General features: G+C 73.4%; 18 protein-coding genes and 1 tRNA gene. 12 read left to right on the forward strand and 7 right to left on the reverse strand.

Going from position 1 to position 19,762, the window contains the following annotated elements:
- The first annotated feature begins 24 nt into the window (after nt 1-24).
- The 8 genes from JQN84_RS00715 (at nt 25) to JQN84_RS00750 (ending at nt 6,546) form a co-directional block, all read left to right on the forward strand.
- Nucleotides 25-612 carry a hypothetical protein gene (locus JQN84_RS00715; protein WP_204956480.1) on the forward strand — a complete coding sequence of 196 codons (588 nt, stop codon included), beginning with the start codon at nt 25-27 and terminating at the stop codon, nt 610-612.
- The gene (locus JQN84_RS00720) at nt 612-1,619 is read left to right on the forward strand and encodes an AAA family ATPase (protein ID WP_145917951.1); all 1,008 of its coding nucleotides are present in this window, start codon (nt 612-614) and stop codon (nt 1,617-1,619) included. Before JQN84_RS00715 ends, JQN84_RS00720 begins: the two co-directional genes overlap by 1 nt.
- A 5-nt stretch (nt 1,620-1,624) precedes the next feature.
- Complete coding sequence (locus JQN84_RS00725; RefSeq protein ID WP_372445865.1) at nt 1,625-2,989, forward strand: DUF58 domain-containing protein; 1,365 nt, start codon at nt 1,625-1,627, stop codon at nt 2,987-2,989.
- A complete protein-coding gene (locus JQN84_RS00730) occupies nt 2,986-3,555 on the forward strand; it encodes a hypothetical protein (RefSeq protein WP_204956481.1) in 570 nt (189 codons plus the stop codon). Before JQN84_RS00725 ends, JQN84_RS00730 begins: the two co-directional genes overlap by 4 nt.
- Nucleotides 3,556-3,647: 92 nt before the next feature.
- On the forward strand, nt 3,648-4,985 hold the full coding sequence (locus JQN84_RS00735; RefSeq protein WP_204956482.1) for an NAD(P)/FAD-dependent oxidoreductase: 1,338 nt from the start codon (nt 3,648-3,650) through the stop codon (nt 4,983-4,985).
- A 132-nt stretch (nt 4,986-5,117) separates the two neighbouring features.
- A tRNA-Leu gene (locus JQN84_RS00740) sits at nt 5,118-5,201 on the forward strand.
- A 108-nt stretch (nt 5,202-5,309) separates the two neighbouring features.
- On the forward strand, nt 5,310-6,131 hold the full coding sequence (locus JQN84_RS00745) for a Bax inhibitor-1/YccA family protein (protein ID WP_204956483.1): 822 nt from the start codon (nt 5,310-5,312) through the stop codon (nt 6,129-6,131).
- Between the two features lie 94 nt (nt 6,132-6,225).
- Nucleotides 6,226-6,546, forward strand: a complete 321-nt coding sequence (locus JQN84_RS00750; RefSeq protein WP_204956484.1) for a hypothetical protein — start codon at nt 6,226-6,228, stop codon at nt 6,544-6,546.
- Nucleotides 6,547-6,549: 3 nt separating this feature from the next.
- Here the strand turns inward: JQN84_RS00750 and JQN84_RS00755 are convergent, their stop codons facing one another.
- The 3 genes from JQN84_RS00755 to JQN84_RS00765 form a co-directional block, all read right to left on the reverse strand.
- Nucleotides 6,550-7,812, reverse strand: coding sequence for an acetyl-CoA C-acetyltransferase (locus JQN84_RS00755; RefSeq protein WP_204956485.1), 1,263 nt, complete (start codon nt 7,810-7,812; stop codon nt 6,550-6,552).
- A gap of 131 nt (nt 7,813-7,943) precedes the next feature.
- Nucleotides 7,944-8,747 (reverse strand): SGNH/GDSL hydrolase family protein, encoded by an 804-nt coding sequence (locus tag JQN84_RS00760; RefSeq protein WP_204956486.1) that lies wholly within the window; start codon nt 8,745-8,747, stop codon nt 7,944-7,946.
- Between the two features lie 85 nt (nt 8,748-8,832).
- Entirely contained in the window at nt 8,833-9,882 is a 1,050-nt protein-coding gene (locus tag JQN84_RS00765; RefSeq protein WP_204956487.1) for an SGNH/GDSL hydrolase family protein, read from the reverse strand.
- A gap of 181 nt (nt 9,883-10,063) precedes the next feature.
- Here JQN84_RS00765 and JQN84_RS00770 point away from each other — a divergent pair, with 181 nt between their 5' ends.
- The 3 genes from JQN84_RS00770 (at nt 10,064) to JQN84_RS00780 (ending at nt 12,945) form a co-directional block, all read left to right on the forward strand.
- Nucleotides 10,064-10,420 carry a YkvA family protein gene (locus tag JQN84_RS00770; RefSeq protein ID WP_204956488.1) on the forward strand — a complete coding sequence of 119 codons (357 nt, stop codon included), beginning with the start codon at nt 10,064-10,066 and terminating at the stop codon, nt 10,418-10,420.
- 75 nt (nt 10,421-10,495) lie between these two features.
- Nucleotides 10,496-11,866, forward strand: coding sequence for a cystathionine beta-synthase (locus JQN84_RS00775; protein ID WP_204956489.1), 1,371 nt, complete (start codon nt 10,496-10,498; stop codon nt 11,864-11,866).
- A 170-nt stretch (nt 11,867-12,036) separates the two neighbouring features.
- On the forward strand, nt 12,037-12,945 hold the full coding sequence (locus tag JQN84_RS00780; protein ID WP_204956490.1) for an intradiol ring-cleavage dioxygenase: 909 nt from the start codon (nt 12,037-12,039) through the stop codon (nt 12,943-12,945).
- A 2-nt stretch (nt 12,946-12,947) separates the two neighbouring features.
- Here JQN84_RS00780 and JQN84_RS00785 read toward each other — a convergent pair whose 3' ends face one another.
- Entirely contained in the window at nt 12,948-13,466 is a 519-nt protein-coding gene (locus tag JQN84_RS00785; RefSeq protein ID WP_204956491.1) for a GNAT family N-acetyltransferase, read from the reverse strand.
- Entirely contained in the window at nt 13,463-14,392 is a 930-nt protein-coding gene (locus tag JQN84_RS00790; RefSeq protein WP_204956492.1) for a ribonuclease Z, read from the reverse strand. Before JQN84_RS00790 ends, JQN84_RS00785 begins: the two co-directional genes overlap by 4 nt.
- A 472-nt stretch (nt 14,393-14,864) precedes the next feature.
- On the opposite strand from JQN84_RS00790, the gene JQN84_RS00795 reads away from it, so the two are divergent.
- The gene (locus JQN84_RS00795; protein WP_204956493.1) at nt 14,865-16,601 is read left to right on the forward strand and encodes an alpha/beta hydrolase domain-containing protein; all 1,737 of its coding nucleotides are present in this window, start codon (nt 14,865-14,867) and stop codon (nt 16,599-16,601) included.
- A 158-nt stretch (nt 16,602-16,759) separates the two neighbouring features.
- Here JQN84_RS00795 and JQN84_RS00800 read toward each other — a convergent pair whose 3' ends face one another.
- Nucleotides 16,760-17,935: an osmoprotectant NAGGN system M42 family peptidase gene (locus tag JQN84_RS00800; protein ID WP_204956494.1), complete on the reverse strand. Its 1,176-nt coding sequence runs from the start codon at nt 17,933-17,935 to the stop codon at nt 16,760-16,762.
- Nucleotides 17,932-19,761 (reverse strand): N-acetylglutaminylglutamine synthetase, encoded by a 1,830-nt coding sequence (gene ngg / locus JQN84_RS00805; protein ID WP_204956495.1) that lies wholly within the window; start codon nt 19,759-19,761, stop codon nt 17,932-17,934. The genes JQN84_RS00800 and ngg overlap by 4 nt, the downstream gene beginning before the upstream one ends.
- Nucleotide 19,762: the final 1 nt, after the last annotated feature.

Genomic DNA, 19,762 nt, shown 5'->3' on the forward strand with positions numbered 1-19,762 from the left:
CCACGCACCCGGCGGGGTGTCGGGGTGAGCGAGTCGGCCGGTCTGGACGACCTGTTCAGTTTCGAGGAGGAGCCGCCGGCCCGGTCCGGTCGGGCCCGGGGCGGGCGCGTGCGCTGGCTGTTCCGGCTGCTGCTGACCGCCGCCGGGGTGACCGCCGTGGTCGTGGTCGGGCTGCGCGCGGTCGGCCTGCAACTGTCGCTCGGCATCGTGGTGGCCGGGGTGCTGGCGGTGCTCACCGTCCGCCGGGTCACCGCCGCGCTGTCCCCGCCGCCCCCGCCCCGCAGCGGTGCCCGGACCCCCGCCGGGGAGGAACCGGGTGCCTACAACTGGGCGGCCCGGGACGCGCTGCGGGCCGCGATCAACGGCTGGGAACGACCGCTGGACTGGTCGTCGGGCAACCAGGAGCGGTTCACCGAGCGGATCCTGCCCCGTCTCGGCGAACTGGCCGACGAGCGGCTGCGCCAACGCCACGGCCTGACCCGGGAGTCCGACCCGACCCGGGCGCGGGCCCTGCTCGGGGAGCCGCTGTGGAGCTTCCTCGACACCCCCTCCCGCCGTCCCCCGTCGCCGCGCGACCTCGCGGCGATCGTCGCCGAACTGGAGAAGATCTGATGAACGACGTGGACCGCAGCATTCCCGCCACGGAGGTCGGCCACCTGGCCCGGGCGGTGCTGGACGCGGTCGGCACGGTCGTGGTCGGCAAACGGGAGGCCCTGGAACTGGTCCTCGCCGGCATCCTGGCCGGCGGGCACGTGCTGCTGGAGGACCTGCCCGGCCTGGGCAAGACGCTGACCGCGCGGTCCTTCGCCCAGGCCCTCGGGTTGGATTTCCGCCGGCTCCAGTTCACCCCCGACCTGCTGCCCGCCGACGTCACCGGCTCGTTCCTCTACGACCAGCGCAGCGGCGACTTCTCCTTCCGGGCCGGCCCGCTCTTCACCAACCTGCTGCTCGCCGACGAGATCAACCGGACCCCGCCGAAGACCCAGTCGGCGTTGCTGGAGGCGATGCAGGAGAAGCAGGTCTCCGTCGAGGGTGTCACCTACCGGCTCGACGAGCCGTTCCACGTTCTGGCCACCGCCAACCCGATCGAGTACGAGGGGACGTACCCGCTGCCGGAGGCGCAGCTCGACCGGTTCCTGCTGCGGGTGTCGTTCGGCTACCCGCAGCGCGACGAGGAGTGGGAGGTGCTGCGTCGCCGGATGGACCGCCGCCGGGAGGAGGCGCAGATCGAACCGGTGGTCGACGCCGGAACCCTGCGGGCCATGCAGGCCGCGCTGGAGGACGTGGTGGTGGAGGACTCCGTCGGCAGGTACATCGTGGACCTCACCGCGGCCACCCGGGAGCACCCGTCGGTGCTGGTCGGCGCATCCCCCCGGGGCTCGCTGGCGTTGCTGCTGCTGGCCCGGGTGCGGGCCGTCTTCGCCGGTCGGGACTACGTGGTGCCGGAGGACGTCAAGGAGGTGGCCGCCCCCGCACTGGCGCACCGGATCACGTTGCGTCCGGAGATGTGGCTACGCCGGGTGGACCCGTCGTTCGTGGTCGGCGAGGTGCTGGAGCAGACCCCGGCCCCGGCCAGCGGCGCGCTGCCCAGCTACGCGGCCGGCCGGGCCGGGCGCTGATCGTCGTGCCGGACCGTCAGGAGCCGACGGCGGGCTGGTCGCCCACCTGGGCGCTGGGCCGGGCGGTGCTGCTCACCGGATTGCTGCTGATCGCCGCCGTGCTGCTCGGCCGTGTCGACCTGGTGGTGCTGGCCACCCCGTTCGCGCTCGGCACCGCGTACGCCCTGCGCCGCCGGCCGACCGCCGCCCCGCAGTTGGCGATCACCGCCGAGGACGCCCAACTGGTCGAGGGCGGTGACCTGGCCGGCGCGGTGGCGGTGGGCAACCCGGACACCGTGCCGTACGACGTGGTGGTGGTCCGGACCCGGGTCTCGCCGTGGCTGTCGGTACGCCGGGCCGACTTCGGCGGGATCGGGTTGGACGTCAGCCGCTCCGGTGGCATGGACCGGCCCTTCGTGACGGCGCTGTCCAGCGGCACCGCCGTCGACCTGGAACTGACCGGCACCGCGCTGCGCTGGGGGCGGCACCCGATCGGCCCGGCCGGTGCCCGCGCCGCCGCCGCCGACGGGCTGCTGGTCTCCCGCGCGGTGCTCACCGAACCGGTGCGGATGCGGGTCTACCCGAAGACCGAACCGTTCGAGGCGGTGGAGGCGATGCCCCGGGCCGCCGGGCTGGTCGGCGCGCACCGCTCGCGGCGGCCGGGGGAGGGCGGCGAACTGGCCGGGGTACGGGTCTTCGGGCCGGGGGACCGGCTGCGCCGCATCGACTGGCGGGTGTCGCTGCGGACCCGGCAACTGCACGTGGCGTCGACCCTGTCCGACCGGGACGCCGAGGTGGTCGTCCTGCTCGACGTGCTGGCCGAGGCGGGCCGCTCCGGCGGGGTGGCCGGGGCGGCGTCCGTGCTGGACACCACGGTCCGGGCCGCCGCCGCGATCGCCGAGCACTACCTGCACCGGGGTGACCGGGTGGCGCTGCTGGAGTACGGTCCGGCGGCCCGCCGGCTGCGCCCGGCCACCGGCCGCCGGCAGTACCTGACGGTGCTGGAGTGGCTGCTCGACGTGCACGCCGAGTCGGCCCCGCACGATTCGTACGACCAGGTCTTCGGCCCGCAGGTGCTCTCCGCCGACGCGCTGGTGGTGGTGCTCACCCCGCTGCTCGACGAGCGGTCCGCGCAGATGCTGGCCCGGTTGGCCCGGGGCGGTCGCTTCGTGGTGGCGGTGGACACCCTGCCGACCGATCTCGCCCCGCCCGGTGACCGGGGGTGGGCGCCGGTGGCGTACCGGTTGTGGCGGCTGGACCGGGACACGATGATCGCCCAGCTCCGGGAGCACGGGGTGCCGGTGGTCGGGTGGGCCGGCGCGGGCAGCCTGGACCAGGTGCTGCGGGACGTCGCCCGGTTGGCGACCGCACCCCGGGTGGGTGGCCGGTGAGCCCGGTCGAGGCGGCCCGGGAACGGGTCCGCCAGGCGGGTACGGCGGTGCGCCGGGTGGCCCTGCTGCCGTTGCTGGTGCGCGGCCTGGTCTTCCTGGTGGTGCTGGCCGGCCTGCTGCTGGCGTACCCGGTGGAGCTGTTCCAGGCCCGGTCGCTGCTCGCGCTGACGGTGGTGGCGGTGCTGCCGGCGGTGGCCCCGCGCCGGATCTGGCCGACTTTCGCCGCGTTGGTCACGGTGGGCGGTTGGGTGTTCGCCTCGGCCGGTTACGACAGGCCGATCGCGTTGTGGCGGTTGTTGGTGGTGGCGACCCTGCTCTACCTCGGACACACCCTCTGTGCCCTGCTGGCCGTGCTGCCCTACGACGGGGCGGTCGACCCGGACGTGGTGCTGCGCTGGCTCATCCGGGCCGGCGCGGTGGTGCTCGCCTCCGCGGTGGCCGGGGTGCTGCTGACCCGGGCGGGGCAACTCGGCCCGGATGACGGTTTCCAGCTCGCCACAGTGGTGGGACTGCTGGTGGCGGTGGGTCTGAGCGGGTTGCTGGGCTGGCTGCTGCGCCGTCGGTGAGGCGACGTTGCGCAGCTCACAGCTGTTGTGCTCCGTCACAGATGGGGGTCTCGAAGGGTATTTCCGCAGCCGCCCGGGGAAAGATGGATGACGTGAATCCGAAGCGGATCCTTGTCGTGGGTGCCGGGCACGTGGGCCTGTACGCCGCTCTGCGCCTGTCCAAGAAGCTGAGCTCCCGTGAGGCCGAGGTCGTGGTGGTCGACCCGCAGCCGCACATGACGTACCAGCCGTTCCTGCCCGAGGCGGCGGCCGGCAACATCTCCCCCCGGCACTCCGTGGTGCCGCTGCGACGCGAGCTGCGCAAGTGCAAGGTCGTCGCGGGCGCGGTGACCCGGATCGACCACAGCCGCAAGACCGCCGTGGTGCAGCCGATCTCCGGCCCGACCCGGGAGATCCCCTACGACCAGGTGGTCGTGGCCCCCGGCTCGGTGTCCCGCACCCTGCCGATCCCCGGCCTGCACGAGCACGGGATCGGGTTCAAGACCATCGGTGAGGCCATCTACCTGCGCAACCACGTGCTGGACCGGCTCGACGTGGCCGCCGCCACGCCGGACCCCGACGTCCGCCGCTCCGCGTTGACGTTCACCTTCGTCGGCGGCGGCTACGCCGGCATCGAGGCGTTGGCCGAGATGGAGGACATGGCCCGGGACGCGCTGCGCTACTACCCGGAGCTGGAGCCCGACGACATGCGCTGGGTGCTGGTCGAGGCGACCCAGCGGGTGCTGCCCGAGGTCGACCGGGACATGGGCGCGTACACGGTGCAGCAGTTGCTCAAGCGGAACATGGACATCCGGTTGGACACCCGGCTGGAGTCCTGCGTCGACGGTGTGGTGAAGCTCTCCGACGGCGACAGCTTCCGCTCCGACACCATCGTCTGGACGGCCGGCGTGAAGCCGTCGCCGATGCTGGACCGCACCGACTTCCCCCGCGACGAGCGGCGGCGGGTCACCTGCCTGCCCACCCTCCAGGTCGTCGACGGCGACCGGGTGGTCGAGGGGGCGTGGAGCGCCGGTGACTGTGCCGCCGTCCCGGACCTCACCAAGGAACCGGGCAACTACTGCTCGCCGAGCGCCCAGCACGCGGTGCGGCAGGCCGCCCGGATGGCCGACAACATCGCGCTGGTGGTGCGGGGCCGGCCGCCTGTCGACTACAAGCACAAGCACGCCGGCAGCGTGGCCAGCCTCGGCCTGCACAAGGGCGTGGCCCAGGTGTACGGCATCAAGATGAAGGGCTGGCCGGCCTGGTTCATGCACCGGACGTACCACATGAGCCGGATCCCGTCGTTCAACCGCAAGGTCCGGGTCGTGGTGGACTGGTCGCTGGCCTTCTTCCTCAAGCGTGAGGTGGTCGCGCTCGGTCAGCTGCACGACCCGCGTGAGGAGTTCGCGGAGGCGTCGCAGCCGATCCCGATCACCAGCAGGGCGGCCTGACCGTCCGGTCCGACGCCGAACGCCCCTTTCCGCCTCGCGGGAAGGGGCGTTCGACGTCGGCGGGGTACGTCGGGGCGACGCGGACCGGTTACCGTGTGACTGCACCGCAGCGCATCGACGTGACGCGCTCCCGCCCGGGTGGTGGAACGGCAGACACGGCCGCCTTAAAAGCGGCTGCCGCAAGGCGTGCGGGTTCGAGACCCGCCCCGGGCACCACACTCTCAGCTTTCCCACAGCCTCCCGACCGGCGGCGGTAGGGCCCCGCCGTCTACCCTGGGAGTGCACGTTTGCGTGCGACTGACCCCCTGAGGGAGGCCTGAGACAGTGAAGACCTCGAACCCGGTGCTCGCCCGGCTCGGCCAGGCGGCCGAGCGGGAGCGTTCCGCCGGGTACGCCCAGCCCGGGCCGTACGGTTACGGACAGCCCGGCATTCCGCAGCAGTACCCGGGCCAGCCGGGCTCCCCGGTCGCCCCGACGGTGTCCGGCACGATGACCGTCGACGACGTCGTCGTCAAGACCGTCGCGCTCCTGGCCATCCTCGGCGTCTCCGCCGCCGCCGCCTGGATCCTGGTGCCGGATTCGGTGCTCGGCGTCGCGTGGATCGGCGCGGCGATGGTCGGCCTGGTCCTCGGCCTGATCATCTCGTTCTCCCGGGTCGCCAACCCGGCCCTGGTCGTCGTGTACGCGATCGTCGAGGGCGCGTTCGTCGGCCTGGTCAGCAAGGTCTACGAGACGGCCTACCAGGGCATCGTGCTCCAGGCCGTGGTCGCCACCTTCGGCGTCTTCTTCGTGATGACCATGCTCTACAAGGCGCGCGTCATCCGGGCCACCCCCAAGTTCGTCAAGGGCATGATCGCTGTGATGGCGGGCCTGTTCGCCGTCATGCTGATCAACCTGGTGCTCGCGCTGTTCGGCGTGAACACCGGCCTGCGCGACAGCAGCCCGCTGGCCATCGGGTTCAGCCTGGTCTGCATCGTGGTCGCCTCGCTGAGCTTCGTGCTCAGCTTCAAGGAGGTCGAGGACGGCGTCCGGATGGGGCTGCCGGCCCGCTACTCCTGGACGGCCGCGTTCGGCATCGTGGTCAGCCTGGTCTGGCTCTACCTGGAGATGCTCCGCCTGATCAGCTACTTCCAGGGCGACGACTGACGGTTTCGCACCCGACGCCCGCCACCGCGCACCCTGCGGCGGCGGGCGTCGTCGTCTGCGCACCTCCGGCCGGTGGTGCGTAGACTCGCCGACGATGAGCGCAGCGGAGTTGGGTCGGGCGGTGGACCTGCTGGTCCGTCAGGTGGGCCACTGGCAGCAGCCGCGCTGGGCGGCGGTCGCCGCGGGCGGCAACGTGTCCCGGGCCGACCTGGTGCACAAGCTGGTGCAGGAGGTCGCCGACCTGGCGGCCGACGCCGAGGGCGAACCCCGGCGGGACGTGCCCCGGTTGGCGCACCCGATGGCGCTGCCCGACCAGCTCCGGGTGGTCGCGGCGGACCTGGTGGCCGCCGGCCCGCCGGAGGCGGTGCTGGCCGGGGCCGCCGCCCTGGTGACGGCGACCCGCGGCGCGCTGTAGGGCTCAGCTGAGCCGTTCGAGCACCATCGCCATGCCCTGACCGCCACCGACGCACATGGTCTCCAGGCCGATGGTCGCGTCGTGCCACTGCAGGGCGTTGAGCAGGGTGCCGGTGATCCGGGCACCGGTCATCCCGAACGGGTGGCCGACGGCGATCGCCCCGCCCATCACGTTGACCTTCTCCTCCGGGACGCCGAGCTGCCGGTACGACGGGATCACCTGGGCGGCGAACGCCTCGTTGATCTCGACCAGGTCGACGTCGTCCACGGTCATCCCGGCCCGGCGCAGCGCCTGCCGGGACGCCTCGACCGGGCCGAGGCCCATGATCTCCGGCGACAGGGCGGTGACGCCGGTGGAGACGATCCGGGCCAGCGGGGTCAGCCCCAGCTCGTCGGCCCGCTGGGCGCTCATCACCACCACGGCGGCGGCACCGTCGTTGAGCGGGCAGCAGTTGCCGGCGGTGATCCGGCCGTCCGGGCGGAACACCGGCTTCAGCCCCGCCACCGCCTCCGGGGTGACCCCGGCGCGCGGCCCGTCGTCGGTGTCGACCACGCTGCCGTCGGGGGTGGTGACCGGGGTGATCTCGCGGGCCCAGAAGCCGTCGGCGATGGCCTTCTCGGCGAGGTTCTGGCTGCGTACGCCGAACGCGTCCATCTCCTCGCGGGTGATGTCGTACACCTGGGCCAGGTTCTCCGCGGTCTGACCCATGGCCAGGTAGATGTCGGGGAGCTGACCGGCCTCACGCGGGTCGGTCCACACCTCGGCGTCGCCCTGCGCGCGGGCCGCCGACCGCTGCCGGGCCGCGTCGAACCGTGGATTCTCCCAGCCGCCGCCGACCAGCGTCTGCGCCTCGGGCGGGAGCGTGTCGGAGTTGCCCCGGGCGTACCGGGAGACCATCTCGACCCCGGCGGAGACGAAGACGTCGCCCTCGCCGGCCCGGATCGCGTGCATCGCCATCCGGGTGGTCTGCAACGACGACGCGCAGTAGCGGGTCAGGGTGGCCCCGGGCAACCCGTCCAGGCCCATCAGGGTGGCGACCACCCGGGCCAGGTTGAAGCCCTGCTCGCCGCCGGGCAGCCCGCAGCCGACGTAGAGGTCGTCGATGGTGGTGGGGTCGAGGCCGGGGACCGTGTCCAGCGCGGCCTGGACGATGGTGGCGGCGAGGTCGTCCGGGCGGACCTCACGCAGGGAACCCTTGAACGCGCGGCCGATGGGGGACCGGGCGGTGGCGACGATGACGGCGTCGCGGGACGACTCAATCGGCATGAACCAACGTTAACTTGACGGTAACTTGGCGCGGAAGGACGCCGGCCAGCGGGAAATGTCACCCGTGCCGGCCCGGCCGGTCCGCCCGCCGGCCGCGACTCCTCGCAGCCGGCGGAACGGATCGAGACCGCTCAGTGCCGGGAGGCGACGTTCGCGGCGGCGACGACCGCCGGCAGCAGGGCGTGCGCCCAGACCCGGTAACCGTCGGCGGACGGGTGGAAACCGTCGTGGCAGAGCGTCCCGGCGTCGGCCCGGAACACCGGCCCGGTCTCCGTGCCCAGGTCGACGACCGTGCCACCGGCCTCCAGCACGGCGGCGGTCTGTGCCCGCGCGACCCGCCGGCCCGACCAGCCGATCACCTGCCGCAGCGGCGGGGCCACCGCGCGTACCGCCCCCAGGTCCGGGCAGGTGCCGACGACGACCTCGACCCGGGCCTCCCGCAGCCGACGCACCGCCGAGGCGAGGTACGCCGCCGCCTCCGCCGGCCGCCGCATGGCCGTGGCGTCGTTCGCTCCGATCAGCACCACCGCGACGTCCGGCCGGTCACCCAGCAGCGCCCGCGCCACCTGGGTCGCCAGGTCGGTGGAGCGGGAACCGGACACCCCCACGCTGGACAGGTGCACCCGCCGGCCGGTCGGCCCCTCGGTCAGCAGGTGGGCGAGCTGACCGCCGACCGTCTCGTCGAAGCGGGCCACCCCGACGCCGAGCGCCGAGGAGTCACCGAGCAGCACCAGCCGCAGCAGCGGGGCACCGGCCCGGCCGACCGTGGCCCGCAGCGCCAGCCCCAGCTCCGGCTGGGCGTAGTCGCGGTTGCGGGCCGCCACCGCCTGACCGGCGAGCACCGCCGCGCCACCGATCGTCCCGGCGACCAGGGAGACCGCTGCGGCCTTGCCGAGCCGTACGGCCAGCTCGCCGCCGAGTGAGCGGCCCGTCACGGGGTCACCGCCCGAAGGTCCACGGCGGCGGGGACCGGCCCGGCGGGGCGTCTGCGGCACCAGGTGGTTCGCTCACTGTGCTCGCTCATGCCAGTCCCTCCAGTTGGGGTGAGTCGGCGCCGGTGCCGGGTTGCGGCACCGGGGCGACGCCGAAGAAGGCCCGCCGCCGCAGCTGCGCCCAGCGGCCGGCCGGGCCGTGGTCCCGGCCCCTGACCTGGGTGCCGCTGACCTCCGTGCCGGCGTTGCGGGCCGCCTCGTGGGCGGCCCGGGGCAGCGACCGTACGCCCTCGCCCGGGGCCAGCGTCGGCCGGCGCTCCCCGCTGCCGAGCGCCGACAGCACCGTCGGCAGGAGCGCGGCGGCGGCCATCGCGTAGCCCTCGGCGGAGGGGTGGAACCGGTCCCAGGCGAACATCCGGGTCGGCTCGGCGGAGAACCGGGGGCCGAGCAGGTCACCGAGGGAGACCGTCCAGCCGCCCGCCTCGACCACCGCGACCGTCTGGGCGGCGGCGAGCTGCCGGCTCCACCGCCTGGCCAACCAGCGCAGCGGGGGCTGGATCGGCCGGATCGCCCCCAGGTCGGGGCAGGTTCCGACGACCACCTCGCAGCCGGCGGCGCGTAGCGTGCGGACCGCGTCGACCAGGTGCCGGACCGCCACGGAGTAGGGCGACCGGTTGGTGATGTCGTTGCCGCCGATCAGGATCACCGCGACGTCAGGCGCGCACTCCAGGGCGGCCTCGACCTGCGGGCGCAGCCCGGCGGAGAGCGCACCGACCACGGCGAAGCGGTGCACCCGTACGGCCCGGTGCAGCCGCCGGGACAGCCCGGTGGCCAGCAGCGCGCCGAGGGTCTCGCGGCGTCGCGCCACCCCGTAGCTGGCGGCGGAGGAGTCACCGAGGATCACCATGGTCAGCGGCGGGCCGGGGATCTTGGCACCGTAGACGCCGTCGCAGCGCGGGGGCGGGGCCTGCGCCATCGGAATGGTGCGCCGGGCCTGCCGGGCCTGCCCGAGCAGCACGCCGCCGGTCGCGGCGACGGCCGCCGCGGTGGCACCCGTGCCGATCGCCGCCAGCCGGGCCACCTGCCGGGCGCGGTGCCAGCGCGGACCGAGCGGTACGACGGAACCTGCCACCCCCATACAGCGACATTATCGCGCCGCAGCGTCACCCCGCCTCCGTCGGGACGGCCGGTTTTCGGGCTGGGCGGCGACGGTTCTGGGTACCTGGTCGGGTGGCGGGATCACCGGTGGGTGTCCCGCCGCAGGTGGCGACGGCTTGCACGGGCCAGTCACGCTGGTCGGTGGAGAGGGGCTGGATGAGATGGGTAGGACATTGAAGCGCACCGCGGCGTTCACGGCGTTGGCCCGGTCGCTGGCGGCCGGCGCCCGGGGTGGTCCGTCGCTGGGCGCCCGGCTGGCGGCGCTGCCCCGGATGATCCGGGCCACCGCCCGGGGCGAGTACGACGGCGGGCTCCGGCTGGCGATGATGACGGCCGCGACGGTCTACGTGGTGTCGCCGGTCGACCTGGTCCCGGAGCTGTTCCTGACCGTGCTCGGTCTGGTGGACGACGCGGTCATGGTCACCTGGTTGGCCGGCAGCGTGCTGTCGGAGACCGAGCGCTTCCTGGAGTGGGAGGCCCGTCGGGCCTCCGTCATCCCCGGTCATGTGACGCCCTGAGGGCACGTACGCTGGGCGGCGAAGGACCGTCTGCCAGGCCGCCGTCGTCGGCGCCGCAACGAAGGGCACAACGAGGTGCAGTACTACGACAACGTCGTCGACCTGATCGGTAACACCCCGCTGGTGCGGCTGCGCAACGTCACCGCGGGCATCCGGGCGACCGTGCTGGCCAAGGTGGAGTACCTCAACCCGGGCGGCTCGGTGAAGGACCGGATCGCGCTGCGGATGGTGGAGGACGCCGAGGCCGCCGGGATCCTCCGCCCCGGTGGCACCATCGTCGAGCCGACCAGCGGCAACACCGGTGTCGGGCTGGCCCTGGTGGCGCAGCTCAAGGGCTACCACTGCGTCTTCGTCTGCCCCGACAAGGTCAGCCAGGACAAGCAGGACGTGCTGCGGGCGTACGGGGCCGAGGTGGTGGTCTGCCCGACCGCCGTCGCCCCGGAGGACCCGCGCTCCTACTACAACGTCTCCGACCGGCTGGCCCGGGAGATCCCCGGCGCGTGGAAGCCCGACCAGTACAGCAACCCGGCCAACCCGCGTTCGCACTACGAGACCACCGGCCCGGAGCTGTGGAAGCAGACCGGGGGCGGGCTCACCCACTTCGTGGCCGGGGTCGGCACCGGCGGCACCATCTCCGGCATCGGGCGCTACCTCAAGGAGGCGTCCGAGGGACGGGTCCGGGTGATCGGGGCGGACCCGGAGGGTTCGGTCTACTCCGGCGGCACCGGCCGGCCGTACCTGGTCGAGGGGGTCGGTGAGGACTTCTGGCCCGAGACGTACGACCGGGGTATCGCCGACGAGATCGTCGAGGTCTCCGACAAGGCGTCCTTCGAGATGACCCGGCGGCTGGCCCGCGAGGAGGGCCTGCTGGTCGGCGGCTCCTGCGGGATGGCCGTGGTGGCGGCGCTGGAGGTGGCCCGCGCCGCCGACCCGGACGACGTGGTCGTGGTGCTGCTGCCGGACAGCGGCAAGGGCTACCTGTCCAAGATCTTCAACGACCGGTGGATGGCCCGGTACGGCTTCCTCGACCACTCGGGCACCGAGCCGACGGTCGCCGACGCGCTGGCGAGCAAGCCGGGTGGCCTGCCCGAACTGGTGCACGTGCACCCCACCGAGACGGTCCGCGACGCCATCGACTACATGCGCGAGTACGGCGTCTCCCAGCTCCCGGTGCTCAAGGCCGAGCCGCCGGTGGTGACCGGCGAGGTGGCCGGCTCGATCGCCGAGCGGGATCTGCTGGACGCCCTGTTCACCGGCCAGGCGCACCTGCACGACACCATCGAACGGCACATGGCCGACCCGCTGCCGATGATCGGCGGCGGTCAGCCGGTGAGCGAGGCGGTGGGCATGCTGGAGAAGTCCGACGCGGCGCTGGTGTTGGTCGACGGCAAGCCCAAGGGCGTGCTGACCCGGCAGGACCTGCTCGCCCACCTCGGCGCGCACTGATCCGACCTGCTGGCGGGGCCCCTTCCGACGGCAGGGGCCCCGCACCGTGTCCGGGGTCGTGTCGGGGGCGGCCATTCACAGCGATGGCACAGGAGCAGCACAGAGGGCGTCCGTGCAGCCTGCCTACCGTCGGGACCAGCCGCGAGGCACCGACCCACGGGAGGAACGACATGCGCCACGACCTGGACCACCACGAGGGGCAGCGGGTCAGCCGCCGCCGGTTGATCGCCGGAGTCGGTTCGATCGGGCTGGCCGGGCTGCTGGCGGCTTGCGGCCGGGACGGCGGCACGGTCACCACGTCCACCGGGCAGACCGTGTCCCCGCAGGCGACCGCCAGCACGTCGGCCGACCTCGCCGCGTTGTTCGGTGCGGCGAACACCTGCACGTTGACCGCGAGCACCACGCAGGGCCCGTACTACTTCGACGCCGACAAGATCCGCAGCGACATCCGGGAGGACCGGGCGGGCACCCGGCTGCGGGTGGCGATCCGGGTGCAGGACAGCGAGCAGTGCGGGCCGCTGGCCAACGCGGTCGTGGAGATCTGGCACTGCGACGCCGACGGCCTCTACTCGGGGGCGGAGGCCCAGTCGTCCGGCGCATCCGGCGGCGGCACGTCGTCCGGCGGCACCCCGCCCAGCGGCGCGCCCGGTGGCAACCCGCCCACCGGCAACCCGCCCGGGGGTGGGGCGGCCCCGGGTGGCGGTGCCGAGGGATCGGCGGCGGACCTGACGCCGACCGACGACAAGCGCTACCTGCGCGGCGCGCAGGTCACCAACGCCGACGGGATCGTCGAGTTCACCACCATCTGGCCGGGCTGGTACCGGGGCCGCACCACGCACATCCACGCGATGGTGCACGTGGGCGACAACCGGGTGCTCACCACCCAGATGATGTTCGACGAGGCCCTCAACAGCAAGGTGTACGCCGCCGCGCCGTACGCCGCGCACACCGGGCGGGACACCTTCAACGACAACGACAACATCTTTGCCGAGACGATGCTGATGAAGGTCGTCGAGGACGGCGACGGCTACCTCTCGGTGATCAACTTCTCGGTCGACGCGGACCGGGACGGCACCTGAGGTCAGCAGCCCGTTAGTTGCCGGGCGTAGCGGAGCTGTGCGGTGGGGGCGCGCCCGATCCGTTCCTCCCGGCGTTCGCCGGTGGCCTGCCAGCCGCCGCACTCATAGAAGTGCCGGGCGGCGAGGTTGCGTTCCAGCACCCACAGCACCCCGCGACGCCAGCCCCGGGTGCGCATGGTGTCCAACGCGTCGACCATCAGCGCCCGGCCGGTGCCCCGGCCCCGTTCGGTCGGGTCGAGGTGGATGGCGTTGAGCAGCCCGGTCGCCGGGTCGCCCGCGTCGTCCGGGCCGAGATAGCTGAACCCGACCAGCCGGCCGTCCCGCTCGGCCACGGTCATCAGGTGCTCGTCGCGTTCCCACGTCCACCGCTCGACCCAGTACGCCCCCATCGCCTCGGGCGTCGGTTCGGCCAACGCCCCGGGCGGCAGGAACGACGAGTACGCCGCGACCCGGGACCGCTGGTGCAGGGCACCCACCGGCACCAGGTCGTCGGCGACGGCGGGACGGAGCGTGACGGTCACCCGGCCGAGGCTACCCGCCGGGGCGGGACCGGCACGGTGGTCAGGTCCTCGGCGATCACCAGTTCCCCGGCGAAGTGTTCGCGGGCCTCGTCGTGGAAGCGGCGCGGGTCGGCGTACCGCTGGGAGAAGTGAGTGAGCACCAGCGTGCGTACCCCGGACTCGGTGGCGACCCGGGCGGCCTGGCCGGCGGTCAGGTGGCCGACCTCGGCGGCGAGCGCGGCCTCCGAGGCGAGGAACGTCGACTCGATGACCAGCAGGTCGGCGTGCTCGGCGAGGGCGTACACCCCGTCGCAGAGGCCGGTGTCCATCACGAAGGCGAACCGCTGCCCCGGCCGGACGACGCTCACCTCGTCCCGGGTGACGCGGCGTCCGCCGACGTCCAGGTGCCCGACGCGCAGCAGTTCGCCGACGGCCGGCCCACCGATGCCGTACGCGGACAGCCGCTCCGGCAGCATCCGGCAGCCGTCCGGCTCGACCAGCCGGTAGCCGTACGTCTCGATCGGGTGCCGCAGCCGGCGGGCCTCCAGCGTGCCGACGCCCAGGGTGATCCGCTGCCCGTCGGCGGTGACCGGCTCGACGGCCAGTTCGGCGGTCTCATGGAAGCTGCTGGCGTGCCGCAGCCTGGCGAAGTATTCCGCGCCGCCGGCGGGGAAGTGCACCGCCACCGGGTGCGGCACCCGGTCCAGGGAGAGCCGTTGGATGGTCCCGGGCAGGCCGAGGCAGTGGTCGCCGTGGAAGTGGGTGACGCAGATCCGGGTGAGGTCGGTGGCGGTGATCCCGGTGTGCAGGAGTTGCCGCTGGCTGCCCTCGCCGGGGTCGAAGAGGATCACCTCGTCGTCCCAGCGCAGCACGTAACCGTTGTGGTTGCGCAGCCGGGTGGGGGTCTGGCTGGCCGTGCCGAGCACGGTCAGCTCCCGCATGGACACCGCCGGCCTCCCCCGGAGACGAAGCGACCCCCGGGGCTTCCGTGCTCGCGCACGGGCCGACTGGACTGGGTCGGCACCCCGGGGGTCGGGTGGCTGTCGTGGATTCGCCGCACCGCTGCCACACGGTCTCGACGATCATGCTGGTCGTTCACTGTCGAGGACAGCGGCTAGCGGACAGCCACCTCACGAGTCCGATTGCTATACAAGTCTGGACCACCTCCTTTCCCGTGTACCGCCACGCTACCCACTGCACCCCGGGTGCCGGTAGTGATTTTTCGCGCGGTCCTGCGGCCGGGGATCGCCCGTCGGCGGAGGGGCGATCCGGGGCGACTTTTGCTCGACGATGCAAAAGTTCGTGCACATCTGGCCTATCTTTCGCCTGAAGTGAGCATTACTCTCTGCCCCACAGCGGCCACCTCCCGCCGCTGCCCGCCCGAGCCGTCCCCTCGGTCGATCCCCCGTGAGGTGAACCGTGCCCGTCCCGCCCACCACCCCCAGGAACACCCGACGATCCAGGAACACCCGACGATCCCTGACCCTCGGCCTGGTCGGCGCGCTGGCCGTCGCCGCCGGCCCGGTCCCCCCGGCAGGTGCCGCCGCGCCGGCCACCACCCGACCGTCCACCGCCACCGGCGCGACCGTGGCGAACCCGGTGGTCGCCGGGCCGATCGCCCGGACCACCCCGGTCGGCGACCCCGGTCACGGCTACCCGTTCCTCGCCACCGACGTCAACCTGGCCGCCGCCGGCTACGTCGAGGAGGAGTTCTTCCTCTTCGGCACCGCCACCCGGTACGCCGTACAGGGCACCCAGAACGCGACCACCCTCGGCACCGACCAGCCGTACGGCACCCGGCTGGTGGTCCGTCGGCCCGCCAACACCAAGAAGTTCAACGGCGTCGTCATCGCCGAGTGGAACAACGTCAGCAACCAGTGGGACCAGGAGGTCGACTGGTTCCAGTCACACGAGCACCTGATCCGCTCGGGCTACGCCTGGGTCGGGGTCTCCGCCCAGCGGGTCGGGCTGCACTCCGCCACCGGGCTCAAGGCGTGGAGCCCCACCCGGTACGGCCCGCTGGACGTCACCGTCGGCGGCACCGTCACCGACGACAGCCTCTCGTACGACATCTTCAGCCAGGCGGTGAAGGCGGTCCGCAACCCGACCGGCGTCGACCCGCTGGGCAAGCTGCCCGCCCCGCAGTACGTGATCGCCACCGGCCACTCGCAGTCGGCCGGCCGGCTCGCGAACTACTACAACGGCGTCCAGCAGTCGGCGAACGTGCTCGACGCGGTCGTCCTGCACGGCGGCGGCGGGGTGCTGCGCACCGACCTGACGACGCCGGTGTTCCGGATCAACTCCGAGGGGGACGTGGCCAGCGGCATCCTGCCCGCGGCGGCCCGCGCCCAGGCCGACTCGGCCGTCCTGCGGTCCTGGGAGGTCGCCGGCGCGTCGCACGGCGACTGGAAGCTGATCACCGACTACGGGCCGCTGCGCAAGCGCGACATCGGCAGCTACCCGGGTGGCTACCCGGGTGAGCCGCAGACCTGCACGCTGCCCTCGCTGTCGCGGATCCCGCAGCACATGGTGCAGAACGCCGGCTACGACCACACCGTCGCCTGGGTCGCCCAGGGGACCGCCCCGCCGAGCGCCCCGCCGATCCGGACGACCACCACCACCCCACCGGCCGTCGCCCGCGACGACCTGGGACTCGCCCTCGGCGGCATCCGGCTCGCCCAGCACGAGGTGCCGCTGCGGGTGAACAGCGGGAGCAACACCGGGCCCGGCTTCTGCTTCCTCGACGGCAGTTCGGTGCCGTTGACCGACGCGCAGCTCGCCGCCCGCTACCCGACCGTCGGGGCGTACGTCGACGCCAGCGTCGCGGCCACCCTCGCCGCCGCCGACGCCGGCTACCTGCCCGTGCAGTTCACCCGCGATCCCGCCTGGTACTCCGACCTGCGTGACCTGATCGCCGAGTACGTCGCCGCCGGCCGGATCACCGAGTACGTGGCGGCCCGGCTGACCGACCGGCTCCAGCGCGCCGAGCAGGCCGGCACCGCCGGCAACGCGGCCCGCGCCGCCGAACTGCTGGCACAGCTGGCCGACCGGGCGCGGCAGCGGATCACCGGCGACCCGGCCGCCCGGGACGCGGTGCTGCGGGTGACCGAGGCGCTGATCACCCTGCTCGACGCGGCGGACCGCCGCAACCGGTGACCCGACGGTGAGGACCGATGCCACGGTGAGGGGCCGGGGCGTCGGGTGGGCGGCGGGCACGACGGAGGACGTCGGGCCCGCCGCCCACCGGTGACACCGGCACGACGGCTGTGCTCCCGGCCGGTGAGACCGCGCCAGCCGGGGGGCGGCGACGGCGGTCAGTCGATGCCGATCGGGCCCTCCCGGGGGCCGTCTTCGTTGGCCGGCTGCACCGCCAGCGACGGGAAGTCGGCCAGGTCGCCCTCCGGCTCGGCGTCCCACTCGGGGAAGACCAGGTCGCTCTGGAGATAGAGGCAGAGCAGCTGGGTCAGGTGGCGCAGCCCGTCCAGGTGGGTGCGCTCGTGACCGTGGGTGGCGTCCACCCCGAAACCGAGCAGCGCCACCCGGGCGTGCGCGCCCGCCTCGACCGCCGCCGCCACGTCCGAACGGTAGTAGTCGAAGACGTCACGGACCAGGTCCACCCCGTGTTCCCGGGCGATCGTGGCCAGGTTGCGGGTCAGGTGGTAGTCGAACGGGCCGACCCCGTCGCCCATCGCCAGGGTCGCCGCGTTCTCCCGGGACTGCTGGCCGGGCGCGACCACCGCCGCGTCCACCGAGACGATCTCGGCGACGTCCGGGTCGAGGCCGTGGCTCGCCCCGTGGCCGATCTCCTCGGTGACGGTGACCAGCAGGTGGGCGGTGACGGTGGGGGTGATACCGGCGTCCACCACCGCCTTGAACGCGGTCAGCACCGCCGCCACCCCGGCCTTGTCGTCCAGGTGCCGGGACTTCACATACCCGGACGGGGTGACCATCGGGTTCGGCAGGAACGCCACGAAGTCGCCCGCGTCGATGCCGAGCGCCCGTAGGCCGGCGATGTCCTCGACCGGCTCGTCGACCCGGACCTCGACGTGTTCCCAGCCGACGCCCTGCAGGTCGACGTCGTCGTTGTAGCGGTGCCCGCTGGCCTTCAACGGCAGCACCTGCCCGGTGACCACCCGGTCCAGGTCGTCGGTGAAGATCCGCACGTGCGCGCCCTCGGCGAACCGGGCCGAGTGGGTGCCGATGGTCTTCAGCTCCAGCCGGCCGTTCTCCTTGAGCCGCTTGACCATCCCGCCGATGGTGTCGGTGTGCACCACGATGGCCCGGTCGGCGCCGGTCTGCCGGGGGCCGGGGAGGCAGGCGCTCAGCGCCCCCCGCCGGGTCAGCGTGGACGGGATGCCCAGCGCGGACAGGCGTTCCCCCACGTACTGCTGCACGTGGTCGGTACGCCCCGACGGGCTGGGGATGTCCAGCAGTTCCACCAGCACCTGACGGAGGTAGTCCAGATCGATCTCCAGGGGCTTGAGGCTCACGCGACCCCTCCGGGCCCGGCCGGGCTCCAGAGGCGCTGCGGTGCCCGGGTGCCCGGGAAGAGCAGGTCCACGAAGCGTTCGGCGGTCGGCTGGGGCTCGTGGTTGGCCAGCCCCGGCCGCTCGTTCGCCTCGATGAACACGTGCTCGGGCTGGTCGGGGGCGGGGACCAGCAGGTCCAGCCCGGTCACCGGAATGTCCAGGGCCCGGCTCGCCGCCACGCAGGCAGTGGCGATCGCCGGGTGCAGTTCGGCCGTCACGTCGTGGATTGTGCCACCGGTGTGGAGGTTCGCCGTCCGGCGCACCGCCAACACCCGCCCCTCGGGCAGCACGTCGTGCATCCGGTGCCCCGCCTCGGCCACCACCTCGCGGGTCATGTCGTCGATCGGGATGCGGGACTCCCCACCGGTGGCGGCGGCCCGCCGTCGGCTCTGCCGTTCGATCAGCTCGGTGACGTCGTGCACCCCGTCGCCGGTGATCTGCGCCGGTCGGCGGACGGCGGCGGCCACCACCTCGTGGTCGATCACGATCACCCGCAGGTCCTCGCCCGCGCGCAGCTCCTCGATCAGCACGTCCGGGCAGAACCGGCGGGCCAGCTCGACGGCGGTGGCCAGCGCCTCGGCGGTGCGTACCCCGACGGTGATGCCGTTGCCCTGCTCACCCCGGGCCGGCTTGACCACCACCGGGCCGACGTCGGTGAGGAAGGCCAGGTCGTCGGCGTCGCCGGTGGCGGTCCGGCCACGCGGCACCGACAGTCCCGCCTCGGTGAGGATGCGCCGGGTGACCCGCTTGTCGTCGCAGCGGCTCATCGCCACCGCCGAGGTCAGCTCGGACAGCGACTCGCGGGTGACGATCGTCCGGCCGCCGTTGGTCAGCCGCAGCTCACCCCAGTGCGCGTCGGTGACCTCCACCCGGATGCCGCGCCGCATCGCCTCGTCGGCGACGATCTTGGCGTACGGGTTCAGCTCGTCGTAGCCCGCCGGGGCGGACGGCAGGAACAGCCGCTCGTTGATCGGGTTCTTCCGCTTGACGCAGAGCGTGCCGGTGCGGTGGAAGCCCAACCGCTCGTAGAGCCGGATCGCGCCGGAGTTCTCGGCCAGCACCGACAGGTCGACGAACGCGCGACCCTGCTCGTCGAGCCGGTCGGCCAACTCGGTGAGCAGGGCCTGCCCGGTGCCGGGCGGGGCGGTGTTGAAGTCCACCGTCAGGCACCACAGGCTCGCGCCGTTCTCCCGGTCGCCGAAGACCGCCACGTGGTCGACGCCGGTGATGGTGCCGACGACCTCCCCGGTGCTCGCCTCGGCCACCAGGTGCAGGAACCGGTCGGTGCCGGCGTTGTCGACGAGCACGTCCACCGGCGCGGTGACCATGCCGTTGCGGGCGTAGATCCGGTTCACCGCGTCGGCGTCGTCGGCGTCGCGCAGCGGCCGGACGACCAGCCCCGGGATCTCCATCCGCTCGGTGGCCTCCGGGCGGCGCTCACCCAGCGGCAGCCGGTAGGTCAGCGACGGGTCGATGAACAGCTCGTCGGGCAGCCGGGACACCAGCACGTGCGGGTCGCGCAGGTAGATGCAGATGTCCCGGGAGCCGGCCGCCTCGGAGCGCAGCACGTGGGCCACCGCGACCTGCTCGTGGAAGGTCTGGCCGAACACCAGCCGCCCCCAGCCGCAGTCCAGGACCACGTCGGACGGCCCGACCTGTTCCCGGCGCGGCTCCGGGGCGACGCCCGGCGCGACCGGGTCGCCGCCGGGACCGGTCCGTTCCCGGCGGCGGCCGAGCACCCGCTCCCGGTCGGTACGGGCCGTGCCGGTCGCGAGGGTCTCGTTCACG

Source organism: Micromonospora humidisoli (assembly GCF_016900955.1).
In the GTDB taxonomy this organism is placed as follows: Bacteria; Actinomycetota; Actinomycetes; order Mycobacteriales; family Micromonosporaceae; genus Micromonospora; species Micromonospora wenchangensis.

Bases quoted from the DNA above. Each gene is read 5' to 3' on its own strand.
- JQN84_RS00750 (WP_204956484.1), top strand. From the start codon at position 6,226: ATGAGCGCAGCGGAGTTGGGTCGGGCGGTGGACCTGCTGGTCCGTCAG.
- JQN84_RS00755 (WP_204956485.1), bottom strand. From the start codon at position 7,812: ATGCCGATTGAGTCGTCCCGCGACGCCGTCATCGTCGCCACCGCCCGG.
- JQN84_RS00780 (WP_204956490.1), top strand. From the start codon at position 12,037: ATGCGCCACGACCTGGACCACCACGAGGGGCAGCGGGTCAGCCGCCGC.
- JQN84_RS00770 (WP_204956488.1), top strand. From the start codon at position 10,064: ATGGGTAGGACATTGAAGCGCACCGCGGCGTTCACGGCGTTGGCCCGG.
- JQN84_RS00720 (WP_145917951.1), top strand. From the start codon at position 612: ATGAACGACGTGGACCGCAGCATTCCCGCCACGGAGGTCGGCCACCTG.
- JQN84_RS00765 (WP_204956487.1), bottom strand. From the start codon at position 9,882: ATGGGGGTGGCAGGTTCCGTCGTACCGCTCGGTCCGCGCTGGCACCGC.